We start from the raw sequence: 16,414 nt of genomic DNA on the forward strand, positions 1-16,414 counted from the left end.
GTCGTTACCGCAGTCGAGCCACTCGCCTGAGTAGCGCGCGGCAGCCTCAGCCCGCATGGTTGCGGGCGCGCGGCGCGATGGGCGGGGAGGGCGGCGCGGCCCCCGTCGCCGGGGTCGTCGCGGCCATGTTTCCAGCATCGCTGCATTGTTTCCGCCGGAAGCATTCGGCCGCAGTGGATATGCTAGAGTCCTCGCATCAAATGGCCGCGCCACCTGCGTCGGTCCGCTCCCGACATCAATACAGCCGTGGCCCGCGCCCGGCGCCAGCAACGCCGCCTCCGCGCGGCATCAACAAGGATAAGCGATGGATTCGCAAGACATGCCGAGCAAGCCAACCGTGACCATTGCGCCAACCCGCCGCAGCCGCCGTTCCAACATCATCGGCGGCGTGATCGCGGTGGCCGCGATGGCCGGCCTGGGCGGCCTGGCCTGGTATCTGACCCACCCGGCCACGGGCGCCGGCGGCGCCACGCAAGGCGCCGGCGGCCCAGGCGGCCCCGGTGGTCCCGGCGGCCCGGGCGGCCCGGGCGGACGGCGCGGCGGCGCCAGCACCACCGTCGGCGTGGCCACGGCGGAGCATGCCGACGTGCCGGTGCTGCTCGACGCGCTCGGCACCGTGACGGCGGCCGCCACCACCACGGTGCGCCCGCAGGTCTCCGGCATCCTGCAAAAGGTGCTGTTCAAGGAAGGACAGATGGTCAAGGCCGGCCAGGTGCTGGCGCAGATCGATCCACGCCAGTTCGAGATGGCGCTGTTGCAGGCCTCCGGCCAACGCCAGCGCGACGAGGCCCAACTGGAGAACGCCAGGCTGACGCTGGAGCGCTACCGCACGCTGATCAGCCAGGACTCGATCGCGCGGCAGGATGTGGACACCCAGGCGGCGCTGGTCAAACAACTGGAGGGCACGGTGATGACCGACCGCGCCGCCGAGGGCATGGCGCGGTTGAATCTCGGTTACACCAAGGTGATCGCACCAATCGGCGGCCGGGTCGGCCTGCGCGTGGTCGACGTCGGCAACCTGGTCGGCTCCAGCGACGCCGCCGGCATCGCCGTCATCACCCAGCTGTCGCCCATCGACGTTGAATTCGCCGTGCCGCAGGACCAGGTGCCGGACGTGCAGGAGCGCGCCAACGAGGGCGCGGCGCTGCCGGCCATCGCCTTCGACCGCACCCGCAGCAAGGAGCTGGGGCAGGGCCGCTTTGCCGCCCTGGACAACCAGGTCGACACGCAGACCGGCACCGTCAAGGCCAAGGCCCGCTTCGCCAACGACAAGATGGCGCTGTTTCCCAGCCAGTTCGTCAACCTGCGGCTGGAGCTGCGCACCATCAAGGACGCGGTGATGGTGCCGGTGACGGCGCTGCGCCACGGCGCCAGCGGCGACTATGTCTACGTGCTCAACGCCGACAAGACGGTGTCGGCGCGCCCGGTCACGCGCGGCCAGTCCACCGTCGACAAGGTGCAGCTGAAGACCGGCGTGAAGGCCGGCGAGCAGGTGATCGCCGAGGGTGCCGACCGTTTGAAGGACGGCGCCAAGGTCACGCTGCCCGGCGATAAGCCGGCCGGCGCCGGTGCAGGCTCAGGCTCAGGCGGCCGCCGCGACCGCGACGGCAAGGGTGCCAAGGGTAGCGCGCCATGAGTCCGTCGGGCCCATTCATCCAACGTCCGGTGGCCACTGCGCTGCTGATGCTGGCGATCGTGTTGGCGGGCATAGTCGGCTTCAAGTTCCTGCCGCTGTCGGCGCTGCCGCAGGTCGACTTCCCCACCATCCAGGTGCAAACGCTATACCCCGGCGCCAGTCCCGAGGTGATGGGGCAGACCGTCACCGCGCCGCTGGAGCGCCAGTTCGGCCAGATGGCCGGCCTGCAGCGCATGAGTTCCACCAGCGCCTCCGGCGTCTCCATCATCACGCTGCAATTCACGCTGGGCCAGACCCTGGACGTGGCCGAGCAGGAGGTGCAGGCGGCCATCAACGCCGGCGGTTCGCTGCTGCCGACCGACCTGCCGGCGCCGCCGGTCTACGCCAAGGTCAACCCGGCCGACGCGCCGGTGCTGACGCTGGCGATCACCTCGGACACCATGCCGCTGACCGAGGTGCAGAACATCGTCAACACCCGGCTGGCGCTGAAGATCAGCCAGGTGGGCGGCGTCGGCCTGGTGTCGCTGAGCGGCGGCCAGCGGCCGGCCGTGCGCATCCAGGCGGACACGCTGGCGCTGGCCTCCTACGGCCTCGGCCTGGACACGCTGCGCAGCGCCATCACGGCGGCCAACGCCAACGGCGCCAAGGGCAGCTTCGACGGCCCGACGCGCTCCTTCACCATCAACGCCAACGACCAGCTGGTCACCGCCAAGGACTACCAGAGCCTGATCGTCGCCTTCAAAGAACGGCGCCCCGGTGCGCCTGAGCGACGTGGCCCAGGTGGTCGACAGCGCCGAGAACATCAAGCTGGGCGCCTGGTCCGGCCTGAAGCCGGCGATCATCCTCAACGTGCAGCGCCAGCCCGGCGCCAACGTCATCGCCACGGTGGACGCCATCAAGGCCCGCCTGCCCGAGCTGCAGGCCGGCCTGCCCGGCGCGCTGCGCGTCGACGTGTTGAGCGACCGCACCACCGGCATCCGCGCCTCGGTCGAACATGTGGAGACCGAGCTGCTGCTGGCCGTCGGCCTGGTGGTGCTGGTGATCTTCGCCTTCCTGCACAGCGTGCGCGCCACCGTCATCGCCAGCCTGGCCGTGCCGATCTCGCTGATCGGCAGCTGCGGCGTGATGTACCTGCTCGGCTACAGCCTGAACAACCTGTCGCTGATGGCGCTGACCATCGCCACCGGCTTCGTCGTCGACGACGCCATCGTCATGATCGAGAACATCGCCCGCTACATCGAGGAGGGCGAGCAGCCGATGGCCGCCGCCATCAAGGGCGCCGCGCAGATCGGCTTCACCATCATCTCGCTGACGGTGTCGCTGATCGCCGTGCTGATCCCGCTGCTGTTCATGGGCGACGTGGTCGGCCGCCTGTTCCGCGAATTCGCCGTCACGCTGTCGATCACCATCCTGATCTCCGCCCTGGTCTCGCTGACGCTGGTGCCGATGATGTCGGCGCGCTGGCTCAAAAGCCACGCCGACGAGCATCCCGGCGCGCTGGCGCGCCGCACCCAGGCCTTCCTCGACGGCGTGATCCGCCACTACGACACGGCGCTGCAATGGGTGCTGCTGCGCCAGGGCCTGACCCTGCTGGTGGCGCTGGCCACGCTGGTGTTGACGGTGCTGCTCTACATCTGGATACCCAAGGCGTGTTCCCGACCCAGGACACCGGCCAGTTGCAGGCGCGCGTAGAGACCTCGCAGTCGGTCTCCTACGCCCGCATGGCCGAGTTGCAGCAGGCCGCCGCCGCCGCCATCCTGGAAGACCCGGACGTCGAGTCGCTCAGCTCCCTGGTCGGCGTGGACGCCGCCAACAACACCATGCTGCACACCGGCCGCATGCTGATCAACCTGAAGCGCGAGCGCAGCAGCGACCAGGCCCACACCATGGAGCGGCTGCGCCAGCGCGCCGCCAACGTGGCCGGCGTCACGCTGTACCTGCAACCGACGCAGGACTTGACCATCGACGCCGAGACCGGGCCGACCCAGTACCGCGTCTCGCTGGAAGGCGCCGACAACGCCACCGTCAACACCTGGGCCGCCAAGCTGAGCGAGCGCATGCGCGCCAAGGCGGGGCTGCGCAACGTGGTGTCCGACGCCGGCGCCACCAGCACCGCCGCCTACATCAGCATCGACCGCGACAGCGCCGCCCGCCTGTCGATCAGCGCCGCCGCCATCGACGACGCCCTGTACAGCGCCTTCGGCCAGCGCATCGTCTCGACCATCTTCACCGAGACCAACCAGTACCGCGTGATCCTGGAGGCGCGCCCCGGCACGCTGACCACGCCCGAATCGCTGGGCAACCTGCAACTGCGCACCGGCTCGGGCAAGGCCACGCCGCTGTCGTCGGTGGCCACCATCACCGAGCGGCCGGCGCCGCTGCAAATCACCCACGTGGCGCAGTACCCGGCCACCACGCTCGGCTTCGACACGGCCGACGGCGTCGCGCTGGGCCAGGCGGTCGAGGAGATCCGCGCCGCCGCCGAGGAGATCAAGCTGCCGCCCTCGGTGTCGCTGACCTTCCTCGGCGCCGCCGGCGCCTATCAGAACTCGCTGTCGAACCAGCTGTGGTTGATTTTGGCGGCGGTGATCTGCGTCTACATCGTGCTCGGCGTGCTGTACGAGAGCTACATCCACCCGCTGACCATCCTGTCGACCCTGCCCTCGGCCGGCGTCGGCGCCTTGCTGGCGCTGATGATCAGCGGCCAGGGCCTGGGCGTGATCGGCATCATCGGCATCATCCTGTTGATCGGCATCGTCAAGAAGAACGCCATCATGATGATCGACTTCGCCATCGAGGCCGAGCGCGAGCAGGGCAAGTCGCCGCGCGAGGCGATCCACCAGGCGGCGCTGCTGCGCTTCCGCCCGATCCTGATGACCACCCTGGCCGCGCTGTTCGCCGCCGTGCCGCTGATGCTGGGCTGGGGCGACGGCGCCGAGCTGCGCCGGCCGCTCGGCCTGGCCATCTTCGGCGGCCTGATCGTCAGCCAGATGCTGACCTTGTTCACCACGCCGGTGATCTACCTCGGCTTCGACCGCCTGGGCCGGCGCTGGGCCGGCCGCAAGGGCGCCGCCGGCGCCGGTGTTGACGGCGCATCCGGAGCCGCCTCGTGAACCTGTCGGAACCCTTCGTCCGGCGCCCCATCGCCACCGTGCTGCTGACCATCGGCATCGCGCTGGCCGGCGTAGGCGCCTTCTTCGCGCTGCCGGTGTCGCCGCTGCCGCAGGTCGACTTCCCCTCGATCTCGGTCAGCGCCAGCCTGCCCGGCGCCAGTCCGGACACCATGGCCACCAGCGTCGCCACGCCGCTCGAGCGGCGCCTCGGCGTGATCGCCGGCGTCAACGAGATGACCTCCTCGTCGGGCAACGGCTCGACCCGCATCAGCCTGCAGTTCGACCTGAACCGCAAGATCGACGCCGCCGCGCGCGAGGTGCAGGCCGCCATCAACGCCTCGCGCGCCGACCTGCCGGCCACGCTGCGCAGCAACCCCACCTACCGCAAGGCCAACCCGTCGGACGCGCCGGTCGTCATCCTGGCGCTGACCTCGCCGAGCCGCTCGCCCGGCCAGATCTACGAGGCGGTGTCGAACATCGTGCAGCAGAAGATCGCCCAGGTGCCCGGCGTCGGCGACGTCGAGCTGGGCGGCGGCTCGCTGCCGGCGGTGCGCGTCGAGCTGCTGCCCTACGCGCTGAACCGCTACGGCGTGTCGATGGAAGATGTGCGCGCCGCCATCCAGGCCACCAACGCCAACCGCCCCAAGGGCGCCATCGAAGGGGAGGGGCGCCACCTGCAGATCTACTCGCAGCCGAGCGACGCCGCCGGCGGCCGCAACGCCGCCGACTACCGCAAGCTGGTGGTCGCCTGGCGCAACGGCGCGGCGATCCGCCTGCAGGACGTGGCCGAGGTCATCGACGGCACCGAGAGCAACAACACCCTGGGCCTGTTCAACGGCGACCCGGCGGTGATCGTGCTGATCACCCGCCAGCCCGGCGCCAACGTCATCGCCACGGTGGACGGCGTGCGCGCGCTGCTGCCGCAGTTGCAGGCCCAGCTGCCGCAGGACATCAAGCTGCAGGTGGCCTCCGACAGCACCAACTCGATCCGCTCCTCGCTGCACGAGATCGAGCTGACGCTGCTGATCTCCATCGTGCTGGTGGTGCTGGTGGTCAGCGCCTTCCTGCGCAGCGTGCGCGCCACCATCGTGCCGGCGGTGGCCACCATCGTCTCGCTGCTGGGCACCTTCGGCGTGATGTACCTGCTCGGCTTCAGCCTGAACAACCTGTCGCTGATGGCGCTGACGGTGGCCACCGGCTTCGTCGTCGACGACGCCATCGTCGTGCTGGAGAACACCTCGCGCCACATCGAGGCCGGCATGGACCGCTTCAAGGCGGCCCTGCTGGGCGCGCGCGAGGTCGGCTTCACCGTGCTGTCGATCAGCCTGTCGCTGGTGGCCGTGTTCATCCCGCTGCTGTTCATGGGCGGCCAGGTGGGCCGGCTGTTCCGCGAGTTCGCCGTCACGCTGTCGGCGGCGGTCTTGATCTCGCTGCTGATTTCGCTGACCACCACGCCGATGATGTGCGCCTGGCTGCTCAAACCGGGCCAGGGCCACCAGCCGCCCGGCCGCATGGCGCGCTGGGCCGAGCGCGGCTACGACTGGATGCACCGCCAATACGAGCACGCGCTCGACTGGGCGCTGGGCAGCGCCTGGCTGGTGATGCTGTCGCTGGCCTTCGTCGTCGCCCTCAACGTCTACCTGTTCTCGGCCGCGCCCAAGGGCTTCTTCCCGCAGCAGGACACGGGCCAGATCAACGGCGGCATCCGCGCCGACCAGAGCATCTCCTTCCAGGCCATGCAGCAGAAGCTGCGCCAACTGGTCAACGTCATCAAGCGCGACCCGGCGGTGGCCACCGTGGTCGGCTTTACCGGCGGCGGCCGCGCCGGCGGCGGCTTCATGTTCATCAACCTGAAGCCGGCCGACCAGCGCAGCGAGTCGGGCCAGGCGGTGATCGCCCGGCTGCGCCCGCAGCTGGCCAAAATCACCGGCGTGTCGTTGTTCCTCAACCCGGTGCAGGACCTGCGCATGGGCGGGCGGCAGAGCAATTCCACCTACCAGTACACGCTGAAGAGCGACAACCGGGCCGACCTCAAACTGTGGGCGGCCAGGCTGGCCGAGGCGATGAAGGGCCAGCAGGAGCTGATCGACGTCGACACCGACCAGGCCGAGAACGGCGTCGAAACCTTCGTCACCATCGACAAGGACAGCGCCGCGCGCCTGGGCATGACGGTGCGCGACGTCGACAACGCGCTCTACAACGGCTTCGGCCAGCGCCAGGTGGCCACCATCTACGACGAGTTGAACCAGTACCACGTGGTGATGGAGGTGGCGCCGCGCTACGCGCAAAGCCCCGAGGCGCTGCGCGACGTCCACGTGCCGTCGAAGGGTACGGCCACCACGAGCGGCGCGGCCAGCACGAGCGCCGCGCCGTCGAGCAACAGCACGGCGGCGCGCGACCCGTCCAGCGGCGCGGCCCTGAGCAACAGCGTGACGACAATGGTGCCGCTGACGGCCATCGCCAGCTTCGCCGAAAGTTCGACGCCCAGCTCGATCAACCACCAGGACGGCGAGCTGGCCACCACCGTCTCGTTCAACCTGGTCGACGGCTACAGCCTGAGCGACGGCCAGGCCGCCGTGCACGCGGCCGAGGCGCAGATCGGCATGCCCAACAACGTGCGCGGCAGCTTCCAGGGCACCGCGCGCAGCGCCGACGAGAGCAACAAGCAGCAGCCGTTGCTGATCCTGGCCGCCATCGTGGTGATCTACATCGTGCTCGGCATTTTGTATGAAAGCCTGGTGCACCCGATCACCGTGCTGTCGACCCTGCCGTCGGCCGGCGTCGGCGCCGTGCTGGCGCTGTTGCTGTTCAAAATGGAGTTCTCCATCATCGCCTTGATCGGCGTGTTCCTGTTGATCGGCATCGTCAAGAAGAACGCCATCCTGATCATCGACTTCGCGCTGGAGGCCGAGCGGGCGCGCGGCCTGAACGCGCGCGACGCGGTGCGCGAGGCCTGCCTGCTGCGCTTCCGCCCGATCCTGATGACCACGCTGGCCGCCGCCTTGGGCGCCTTGCCGCTGGCGATAGGCTTCGGCGAGGGCTCCGAACTGCGCCAGCCGCTCGGCATCGCCATCATCGGCGGCCTGATCGCCAGCCAGCTACTGACCCTGCTGACCACCCCGGTGGTCTACATCCTGCTCGACAAGCTGCGCCGCCGCAGCCCCGCAGAACATCAACTTAGTCGTATACTCAGCGAGCAGGCAACTGCGTCGCCGACCCCATCATGATCCGCACACCTAGCACACATCGCCACACCGGCAACGCCAACAAGGCCGGCGGCCTGCCGATTGCGCGCCCGCTGGCCCCGTTGGCCGGCCTGGCCCTCGCGCTGGCGCTGGGCGGCTGCGCCGTCGGCCCCGCCTACCAGACGCCGAGCACGCCGCAGCCGGCCGAGTTCAAGGAGGCGCGCGGCTGGCAGCCGGCGGCGCCGGCCGACACGCTCGAACGCGGCCCGTGGTGGCAGCTGTTCGGCGACCCGCAGCTCGACGAGCTGGTCGCCGCCGTCGAGGTGTCGAACCAGAACGTGGCCGCCGCCGTCGCCTCCTACGCCCAGGCCCGCGCCAGCGTCGGCGAGCAGCGCGCCGCGCTGTTCCCCAGCGTCGACCTGGGCGGCGCGGCCAACCGCTCCGGCGGCGGTGGCGACACGCGCAGCGCCAGCCAGTACAAGCTCAACATCGGCGCCAGTTGGGAGCCCGACGTCTGGGGCAAGCTGCGCGCCGGCGCCAACGGCGCCCAGGCCGGCGCCGCCGCCAGCGCGGCCGACCTGGCCGCCGCCCGCCTGTCGGCCCAGGGCGAGCTGGCGGTCGACTACTTCTCGCTGCGCCAGACCGACGCCCAGCTGGCCCTGCTCGAGGCCACCGTGCGCGGCTACGCGCGGGTGCTGGAGATCACCCAGAACCGCTTCGGCGCCGGCGTCGCCGCCCGCTCCGACTTGCTGCAGGCGCAGACCCAGCTGGCCAGCGCCCGCATCGACCTGGTCGGCCTGGCGCGCCAGCGCGCCCAGCTCGAGCACGCCATCGCCGTCCTGCTCGGCAAGGCGCCGGCCGAGTTCAGCCTGGCCGCCGCACCCTGGCGCGCCACGGTGCCCGAGGTGCCGCTGGCGCTGCCGTCGACGCTGCTGCAGCGCCGCCCGGACATCGCCGCCGCCGAGCGCCGCGTCGCCGCCGCCAACGCGCAGATCGGCGTGGCCCGCGCCGCCTACTTCCCCAGCCTGAGCCTGAGCGGCTCCTACGGCGTGGCCGGCAGCGCCGTCGGCGGCTTGCTGAATGCATCCAACAGCCTGTGGTCGCTCGGCCTGAGCGCCGGCCAGAGCCTGTTCAACGCCGGCGCCACCGCCGCCCGGGTGGGCGGGGCCGAGGCCGGGCGCGACGTCGCCGTGGCCCACTACCGGCAGACCGTGCTGGCCGCCTTCGCCGACGTCGAGAACCAGCTGGCCGCCACCCGCGCGCTGTTGCAGCAGCAGGGCCTGCGCCGCCTGGCGTCGGAGGCGGCCGACCAGGTCGAGGCGCAGATGCTCAACCGCTACCGCGCCGGCCAGGTCGCTTACACCGAGGTAGTCACCGCGCAGAACACCGCGCTGGCGGCGCGCCGCGCGCTGATCCAGGCCCAGGCCGACCGCCAGACCACCGCCATCGCGCTGATCCAGTCGCTCGGCGGCGGCTGGCACGCCACGCCCTGAGACGGCGGCGCTTGGTGTTTGGCCCATCCCTTTGTATAATCGAATGGAAAAATGTAAAAAAGATCAACTTCCCCGGCGCTCCATCCCGGCCTAGCCCGCGTCGTTCTAACCGCATGCCACGATGACCAAACGCGCCAACCCGACGATGACCCCGCCGCCCGCCACCGCCACCGCCACCGCCACCGCCACCGCCGCCGCCACCGCCGCCGCCACCGCCGCGCGCGAGCTGCCTGCGCTGCTTGCGGCGGCCGTGCCCGGCGAGACGGCGCCGCCGCGCGCGATGCCGGCGGCGGTGCCGGTGGTCGGCATCGGCGCCTCGGCCGGCGGCCTGGAGGCCATCATCGAGCTGCTCGCCAGCGTGCCGGCCGACAGCGGCTTGGCCTTCGTCGTCGTGCAACACCTCGACCCGACCCAAAAGGGCATGCTGCCCGAGCTGCTGCAGCGCGTCACCGCGATGCCGGTGCGCGTGGTGGTCGAGCCGGTGCGCGTGGCGGCCAACCACGTCTATGTCATCGCCCCCAACAAGGATCTGAGTTTCGTCGACGGCGCGCTGACCGCGCTGGAGCCGCGCGAGCTGCGCGGCCACCGCCGGCCGATCGACTTCTTCTTCCAGGCGCTGGCCGAGGAGCTGCGCACGCTGGCGGCCGGCGTCATCCTGTCCGGCATGGGGGGCGATGGCACCGTTGGTTTGGCGGCGATCAAGCAGAACGGCGGCCTGACGCTGGCGCAGACGCCGGCCAGCGCCAGGTTCGATCCGATGCCGCAGAGCGCCATCGCGGCCGGTGTGGTCGACGTGGTGGCGGCGCCGGGCGAGATGATGGCGCGCCTGCTGGGCTGGTGGGGCCACCACAGCGGCGGGCCGCTGCCCGATCCGCAGAGCGCGGCCGGGCGGCGCGACTCGCTGCAGCAGCTGTTCCAACTGCTGCTGCGGCAGACCGGCGCCAACTTCAGCGACTACAAGATGAATACCCTGCTGCGCCGCATCGAGCGGCGCATGAAGTTGTGCCAAATCGACGCCTTCGACGCCTATGTCGCCCACCTGCGCGCCAACCCGGCCGAGCTTGACCTGCTGTTCAAGGAGCTGCTGATCGGCGTCACCAGCTTCTTCCGCGACCCCAAGATCTGGGACTATCTGCGCACGACGGCGCTGCCGCAACTGCTGGAACACACCCCCGAGGGCGCGGTGCTGAAGGCCTGGGTGCCGGCCTGCTCGACCGGCGAGGAGGCCTATTCGCTGGCCATCGTGTTCCACGAGGTGCTCGAGGAACTCAAGCCGGAGGGCCGCTACGCGCTGCAGATCTTCGCCACCGACCTCGACCCGGACGCCATCGACCGCGCCCGCCAGGGCGCGTTCGGCGCCGCCATCGAGGCCGACGTCGGGCCGGAGCGGCTGCGCCGCTACTTCGTGCCGGTCGACGGCGGCGGCTACCGCATCCGCAAGGACCTGCGCAACGCCATCATCTTCGCGCCGCAGAACATCATCTCCGACCCGCCGTTCACCAAGCTCGACATCCTGTGCTGCCGCAACCTGCTGATCTATTTCAACGTCAAGTTGCAGGACCAGTTGATCCCCCTGTTCCACTACGCGCTCAAGCCGGGCGGGCTGCTGGTGTTCGGCAGCGCGGACACGCCGGGCCGCTTCACCGAGTTGTTCGCCGCGCTGCCCGGCGCCGGCCGCATCTACCAGCGGCTCGACGCTTCGCGCCACCGCATCTCCCACCACTTCCCGACCCGTGTCGCCAGCACGCCGGCACCGCTACTTAACGAATCACGAACGCCCCCCATGAACGGCAACATCCAATCCCATGTCGAGCAGCAGCTGCTCAAGTCGCACACGCCGGCGGCGGCGCTGGTCAACGCGCAGGGCGACATCCTGTACATCCACGGCCGCACCGGCGCCTTTTTGGAACCGGCCGCCGGCAAGGCCAACTGGAACATCCACGCCATGGCGCGCGCCGGCCTGCGCTACGAGCTGGCCGACCTGCTCAAGCGCGCCGCCGACAGCGAGGAGATGGTCTGCGTACATGGCCTGATCCTGAAGGAGGGCGACGGCCCGGGGCTGGCGCTGGACCTGTGCGCGCAGACCCTGGCGGACGGCGAGCCGCTGGCCGGCATGACGCTGCTGACCTTCGCCAGCGCGCCGCTGCCGCCGCAGCGGCGCAGCCGCGCCAGCAACCCGCGGCTGCAGGAACTCGAGCAGCAACTGGCCCAGGCGCGCCTGGAGGTGCAGGCGGTGCGCGCCGAGATGCAGACCTCGCGCGAGGAGCTCAAGTCGGCCAACGAGGAGCTGCAGTCGACCAACGAGGAGCTGCAGTCGACCAACGAGGAGCTGACCACCTCGAAGGAGGAGATGCAGTCGCTCAACGAGGAGCTGCACACCGTCAACGTCGAGCTGCAGTCGAAGGTCGACGACCTGTCGCTGGTCAACGGCGACATGAAAAATCTGCTCAACAGCACCGACATCGCCACCATCTTCCTCGACAACGCGCTGCACATTCGCCGCTTCACCAACCCGGCCACGCAGATCTACAAGCTGATTCCCGGCGACTTGAACCGGCCGCTGGGCGACATCGCCAACGACCTGGTCTACCCCGAGCTGCAAGCCGACGCCGAACAGGTGCTGCGCACCCTGGTGTTCTGCGAGCGGCAGATCCCCAGCCACAGCGGGCGTTGGTACACGGTGCGCATCATGCCCTACCGGACGGTGGACAACGTGATCGACGGCGTGGTGGTCACCTTCATCAACATCACCGAGTCCAAACACCTCGAGGCGCAACTGCGCGCTATTCAGGGCGACGTGGGCAAGTCATGAGCAAGCGCGCCGCCCCGCCGACCGCCGCCGCGCCCGCGCGCGCGCGCGCGGGTCGGGAGGCGGCGCGCCGGGCCGAGGACAGCGCCGCCGCCAGCGACGCGCAGAAGCAGCTGCACGAGCTGCAGGTCAGCCAGATCGAGCTGGAGCTGCAGCAGCAGGTGCTGGCCGAGCTGCTCGAGCAGAAGGACGCCGCCGAGGCGGGCCTGGTGCGCTACACCGAGTTGTACGAGCAGGCGCCGGTCGGCTACCTGTCGCTGTGGCCGGACGGGCGCATCAGCCGCGCCAACCTGGCCGCCGCCGCGCTGCTGGCCTGCCCGCGCGACGAGCTGCTGGGCAGGGCTTCGAGCAGTTCGTCGCGCCCGAGCAGCAGGCCGGGCTGCGCCGCTTCCTCGCCGGCGTACACGCCAGCGGCGCCCACAGCGTGCTCGAGGTGGGCTTGTTCGCCTGGCCGGGCCGCGCCGGCCGGGTGCGCATCGAGGCCAATGTCGAGCGCGACGGCGGCAAGTGCCGCATGGTGGTCACCGACATCGGCGACCTGCACGCGCGCGAGGCGGCGCGGCGGCGCGCCTACCAGGTGCTCGACAGCATAGAGGAGGCGGTGCTGGTGAGCGGCCCAGACAACCGCGTCGTCGCCGTCAACCCGGCCTTCACCCGCATCACCGGCTACCAGGCCGAGGAGGCCATCGGCCGCGACCCCGGCTTCCTCGGCCGCCAGGTCGGCGCCGGGCAGGCCTTTCCATTGCAGGCATGGTCGCGCCTGCTGGCGCACGGCAGCTGGCAGGGCGAGGTGCACAACCTCAAGCGCGACGGCACGCCCTTCGTCTCGGCCATGTCGCTGACCCTGGTGCGCGGCGAGGACGGCGCGGTGCTCAACTATATCAGCGTGTTCTCCGACATCAGCGCGCGCAAACAGTCCGAGCGCGCGCTGCTCGAGCTGTCGCGCGAGCTCGACGCCCGCGTCGTCGCCCGCACCGCCGAGCTGACCGCCGCCAACCTGGCACTGCGCCAGGAGGTGGCCGAGCGCAAGCGCGCCGAGGCGGCGCTGCGCCAGTCGCGCGAGCAGCTGCGCAAGCTGGGCGACCACCTGGCCACGGTCAAGGAGAACGAGCGCAAGCGCATCGCCCGCGAGATCCACGACGAGCTGGGACAGAACCTGCTGGCGCTGCGGCTCGACCTGTCGATGCTGGGCCAGCGCGGCGAGGAGGAGCGCTCGCCGCTGCACCTGCGCGTCGACGCCATGCTCGACAACGTCGACAGCACCATCAAGAGCGTGCGCGGCATCATGAACGAGCTGCGCCCCTCGGTGCTGGACCTGGGCCTGCAGGCGGCCATCGAATGGCAGATCGGCGAGTTCCGCAAGCGTTCCGGCCTGGCCTGCCGCCTGCTGGTGGACGACGAGCACCTGTTCGCCGCGCTGCCGGGCGAGATCGAGATCGTGCTGTTCCGCAGCCTGCAGGAGTCGCTCACCAACGTGCTGCGCCACGCCCGCGCCAGCGACGTCGAGATCCGCCTCGGCCTGGCCGGCGGCCGGCTCGAGCTGAGCATCGAGGACAACGGCGTCGGCATCGCGCCGCGCCAGCGCGGCAAGGCCGACGCCTTCGGCCTGATCGGCATCGCCGAGCGGGTCGACGCGCTCGGCGGCAGCTTCGTGCTGGCGCCCTACGTCGCCGGGCGCGGCTGCTGCCTGCGCCTGGCCTTCGACCTGGCGGCGAGCCGCGCGCAACAAGAAGCGCAAGCAGCGGGGTCAGTGCCGACATTCGGACATTCAGGCGGTGAATGTCCGAATGTCGGCACTGACCCCGACGGTTGCGGCGGTTGATTCCGGCGGCACCGGTCCCGGCGGCGTGTCTAAAAAATATTTTCAGCGCCGGGCGAACAGCATATACTGCCGCTGCATTTTACAACCGGGGACACATCTTGTTGAAACATCTGATTTTACCGGTCGCCCTGCTGGGCGCCACCGCCGCCCAAGCCGACGAAGGCCAATGGCAGCCGCACCAATTGCTGCAATTGAAGGGTGAACTGAAGCGGGTCGGCATCGCCATCCCCGCCGAGAAGCTGGCCGACCTGGCCAAGCATCCGATGAGCGCCATCGTCTCGCTGGGCGGCTGCTCGGCCTCCTTCGTTTCCGACGCCGGCCTGGTGGTCACCAACCACCACTGCGCCTACAACGCCATCCAGCGCAACTCGACGGCCGAACACAACTACATCACCGACGGCTTCCTCGCCAAGACCCGCGCCGCGGAGCTGCCGGGCGGCCCGAACACCCTGGTCTACGTCACCGACAAGGTGGAGAACGTCAGCGCCCGCGTGCTCAAGGGCCTGGACAACAAGATGAGCGGCATCGAACGCCACGAGGCGGTCGAGCGCAGCATCAAGGCGCTGATCGCCGAGTGCGAGACCGACAAGATGTACCGCTGCTCGGTGCCCAGCTTCCATCGCGGCCTGGAGTACTACCGCATCCGCCAGATGATGATCCGCGACGTGCGCCTGGTCTACGCGCCGTCCGACAAGATCGGCAACTACGGCGGCGACGTCGACAACTACGAGTGGCCGCGCCACACCGGCGACTATTCCTTCCTGCGCGCCTACGTCGGCAAGGACGGCCGACCGGCCGACCCGTCGCCGGACAACGTGCCCTACAAGTCGAAGGACTTCCTGGTGGTCTCGGCCGCCGGCCTGAAGAACGGCGACCCGGTGCTGTTGGCCGGCTACCCGGGCCGCACCAGCCGCTACAAGCTGCCCAGCGAAATCCGCTACGCCCGCGACAGCGCCTATCCGGCCAAGGTGGCCGAGTTGCAGGCCGACCTGGACGTGATCGCCGCCAGCACCCAGGGCAGCGCCGCCAATGCGGTGCGCTACGCCAGCGTCGCCAAGGGTCTGCACAACGTGATGAAGAAGACCCGCGGCCTGCTCGACGGCTTCGCCCGCAAGGACATCGCCGCCGTCAAGGACGTGCAGGACGCCGAGTTCCGCGCCTGGTACGCCAAGCAGCCGCGCGCGCCGCAGGCCCTGCTGGCCGAGCTGGACGCCGTCATCGCCGCCGACATCGCCCTCAGCAACGAGGAGTTCGGCTGGTCGGTCGCCACCAATAGCGACCTGCTGAAAAGCGCGCGCACCGTCTACCGCCTGGCGCTGGAGAACGGCAAGCCGGACGCCGAGCGCGAGTCCGGCTTCCAACAGCGCGACCTGACCTTCATCAAGGCGCGCCTGAACCGCCTGGAACAGTCCTACGTGGGCGCGGTCGACCAGGCCCGCTTCGGCGCCGGCCTGCAACGCTACGCCAAGCTGGCCCCGGCCATGCACGTGCAGGGCCTGGACGCGCTGCTGCCGGCGGCCGACGCCGTGCCTGCGCTGTACCAGTCCTCGCAACTGGGCGACACCGCGCGCCGCCTGGGCTGGGTCGGCCAGGACGCCGCCGCCATCGCCGCCGCGCCGGACGCCTTCCTGCAACTGGCCGTCAAGCTGCACGGCGTCGCCATGTCGCTGGAGGAGCGCCGCAAGGAGGTCGATGGCCAACTGGAACGCGTGATCCCGCAGTACATGCAGGCGGTGATCGGCTGGAAGGAATCGCAGGGCAAGCCGGTCTACCCGGATGCCAATTCGACCCTGCGCGTCACCTACGGCACGGTGGCGCCATACTCGCCGCGCGACGGCATCACCAAGGGGCCGTTCACCACGGTTGAAGGTATCGTCGAGAAGCACACCGGCAAGGAGCCCTTCGTCGCGCCGGCCGCGCTGATCGAGGCGGTCAAGGCCAAGCGCTACGGCCAGTTCAAGGGACCCGGTGCTGGGCACCGTGCCGGTTAACTTCCTGACCAGCGCCGACACCACCGGCGGCAACTCCGGCTCGGCGGTGATGAACGGCCACGGCGAACTGATCGGCCTGAACTTCGACTCGACCTACGAGTCGATCACCAAGGACTGGTACTTCGACCGCGACATCACCCGCGCCATCCACCTGGATATCCGCTACATGCTGTGGGTGATGAAGGAAGTCGACCACGCCGACAACCTGCTCAAGGAAATGAGCATCAAGTATCCAAAGAAGTAGGCGAGAAAGTAGGCGTCGGGCCGAGCCGCAAGGCTTGGCCCGATGACAACACGCCGACCAAGGCCGCCACCCGCAAGGACTGGCGGCCTTTCCAATGGCACGCGGGCTTTGCATATTCAGC

General features: G+C 69.9%; 6 protein-coding genes and 2 pseudogenes. All 8 read left to right on the plus strand.

Features of this window, described 5'->3' with window-relative positions:
• Positions 1-304: 304 nt before the first annotated feature.
• The 8 genes and pseudogenes from QC826_RS08420 (at position 305) to QC826_RS08455 (ending at position 16,293) form a co-directional block, all read left to right on the plus strand.
• Positions 305-1,636, plus strand: coding sequence for an efflux RND transporter periplasmic adaptor subunit (locus QC826_RS08420; RefSeq protein ID WP_279765182.1), 1,332 nt, complete (start codon positions 305-307; stop codon positions 1,634-1,636).
• Positions 1,633-4,749: pseudogene (locus tag QC826_RS08425) on the plus strand (efflux RND transporter permease subunit). The gene QC826_RS08420 and the pseudogene QC826_RS08425 overlap by 4 nt, the downstream one beginning before the upstream one ends.
• Entirely contained in the window at positions 4,746-7,976 is a 3,231-nt protein-coding gene (locus QC826_RS08430; protein WP_279765183.1) for an efflux RND transporter permease subunit, read from the plus strand. The pseudogene QC826_RS08425 and the gene QC826_RS08430 overlap by 4 nt, the downstream one beginning before the upstream one ends.
• On the plus strand, positions 7,973-9,427 hold the full coding sequence (locus QC826_RS08435) for an efflux transporter outer membrane subunit (protein ID WP_279765184.1): 1,455 nt from the start codon (positions 7,973-7,975) through the stop codon (positions 9,425-9,427). The genes QC826_RS08430 and QC826_RS08435 overlap by 4 nt, the downstream gene beginning before the upstream one ends.
• Before the next feature lie 121 nt (positions 9,428-9,548).
• Positions 9,549-12,239 carry a chemotaxis protein CheB gene (locus QC826_RS08440; RefSeq protein WP_279765185.1) on the plus strand — a complete coding sequence of 897 codons (2,691 nt, stop codon included), beginning with the start codon at positions 9,549-9,551 and terminating at the stop codon, positions 12,237-12,239.
• The gene (locus tag QC826_RS08445) at positions 12,236-12,829 is read left to right on the plus strand and encodes a hypothetical protein (RefSeq protein ID WP_279765186.1); all 594 of its coding nucleotides are present in this window, start codon (positions 12,236-12,238) and stop codon (positions 12,827-12,829) included. Before QC826_RS08440 ends, QC826_RS08445 begins: the two co-directional genes overlap by 4 nt.
• Positions 12,712-14,058 (plus strand): PAS domain-containing protein, encoded by a 1,347-nt coding sequence (locus QC826_RS08450; RefSeq protein ID WP_409567862.1) that lies wholly within the window; start codon positions 12,712-12,714, stop codon positions 14,056-14,058. The genes QC826_RS08445 and QC826_RS08450 overlap by 118 nt, the downstream gene beginning before the upstream one ends.
• Positions 14,059-14,156: 98 nt before the next feature.
• A pseudogene (locus QC826_RS08455) lies at positions 14,157-16,293 on the plus strand (S46 family peptidase).
• Positions 16,294-16,414 lie beyond the last annotated feature (121 nt).

Source organism: Rugamonas sp. DEMB1 (assembly GCF_029834475.1).
Classification (GTDB): domain Bacteria; phylum Pseudomonadota; class Gammaproteobacteria; order Burkholderiales; family Burkholderiaceae_D; genus Rugamonas; species Rugamonas rubra.